The sequence below is a fragment of the Nocardia sp. TBRC8007 genome, assembly GCF_056629435.1.
The window spans coordinates 1-1,705 of sequence record NZ_JBWSOR010000087.1 but is presented as its reverse complement, the minus strand read 5'-3'; the positions used below and the strand labels follow the sequence as shown (position 1 = coordinate 1,705).

Sequence of the window (1,705 nt, the reverse complement as noted above, 5' to 3'; positions counted from 1 at the left end):
GGGTTTCACGCACTAATCGGCCGGTAGAGTCGACGGTCGTGGTGTTCATCCGGCGAGTGCGGACCCGTTCCGGGGCTACCGCGGTGCAGATCGCTGAGTACGCCGGCGGGCACCGGCAGCAGATCGTGGCGCATGTCGGGTCGGCGCATACCGAGGCCGAGCTCGGGATACTGATGGCCCGGGCCCGCGCGATGATCGAGGATCGGTCCCAAGGGCAACTCGACCTGGGCCTGGAACCGGTGCCGCCCCGAACGTCGCTGGTAACGACACCGGATCACGCCCCCGCGTTGTTCCCCACGACACCGGAGCCGGCGGCCGGGGTGGTGGTGCCGGTGAGTGCGGGTCGGGTGACCGGCACCTGCTCGGCGGTGTTGTTCGATGTGCTGGCCGGTGTCTACGACTCGCTGGGGTTCGGTGCCGCCGTCGGCGACGAGGTGTTCCGGGACCTGGTGATCGCCCGCCTGGTCGAACCGTCGTCGCTGGCCGATGCGGCGCGGGTGCTGACCGAGCTGGGACAACGGCCGGCGTCGTATTCGACGCTGCGGCGGACACTGGGCCGCGCGGCGGCCGGGGGCTACCGCGATGTGATCGCGAACGCTTGTTTCGCGCGTGCGCTGACCAGCGGGGATGTGTCGTTGTGCTTGTACGACGTGACGACGTTGTATTTCGAGGCGGAGAAAGAAGATGGGCTCCGCAAGGTCGGCTACTCCAAGGAACGCCGTGTGGATCCGCAGATCGTGGTCGGGTTGTTGGTCGACCGGCATGGATTCCCTTTGGAGATCGGCTGTTTCGAGGGAAACAAGGCCGAGAAGCACACGATCGTGCCGATCATCGAGGGTTTCCAGGCCCGGCATCGTCTGGAAAGTTTCGTCGTGGTGGCGGACGCGGGCATGCTGTCGGCGGACAACCTGACCAAGCTCGACGACGCCGGGATGCGGTTCATCGTCGGGTCGCGGGTCACGAAAGCGCCGATCGATCTGGAGTCCTATTTCCGTTGGCACGGTGAATCGTTCACCGATGGTCAGGTCATCGACACCGTTACCCCGAAACGCGGCGCCAACGACGACAATCCGACCGGGGTTCGTGCCGAACCGGTCTGGGATCCCGACCGGCATCTGGGGTCGTGGCGAGCGGTCTGGTCGTATTCGACGAAACGCTATGTCCGTGACAACCGGACCCTCAACGCGCAGGAGGCCCGCGCGCGGGAGGTCATCGACGGGGTGAAGGCCGCTCGCGCAACACGTTTCGTCAAGTCCGTGAAAGGCATGAAGACCCTCGACGATGCGGCGCTGACGCGGGCGCGGCGTCTGGCCGGGTTGAAAGGTTATGTGACGAACATGCCCGCGGACATGATGACTGCGGGTGAGGTGATCGCCAGCTATCACGATTTGTGGCATGTCGAGCAGAGTTTCCGCATGTCGAAGACCGATCTGGCGGCGCGGCCGATGTTCGCGCGGACTCGTGACGCGATCGAGGCGCACCTGACGATCGTGTTTACGGCGTTGGCCCTCGCGCGGGTCGCGCAGACGCGAACCGGATCGAGTATCCGGGCGATCGTGCGTGGTCTGAGGGTTCTGCGGTCGGCGACGATCACGATCAACGGGGCCGAGCAGACCTTCGCGCCCGAGATCCCGGTCGAGCAACAGGAGATCCTGGACGCGTTGAGGGGCTGACCTCACGCACTAAACCATTTGACCAAACTCAG

General features: G+C 65.3%; 1 protein-coding gene. It reads left to right on the top strand.

Features of this window, described 5'->3' with window-relative positions; genetic code table 11:
- Positions 1-38 precede the first annotated feature (38 nt).
- Positions 39-1,673, top strand: a complete 1,635-nt coding sequence (locus ACX4ZE_RS22705) for an IS1634 family transposase (RefSeq protein ID WP_480275497.1) — start codon at positions 39-41, stop codon at positions 1,671-1,673.
- Positions 1,674-1,705: the final 32 nt, after the last annotated feature.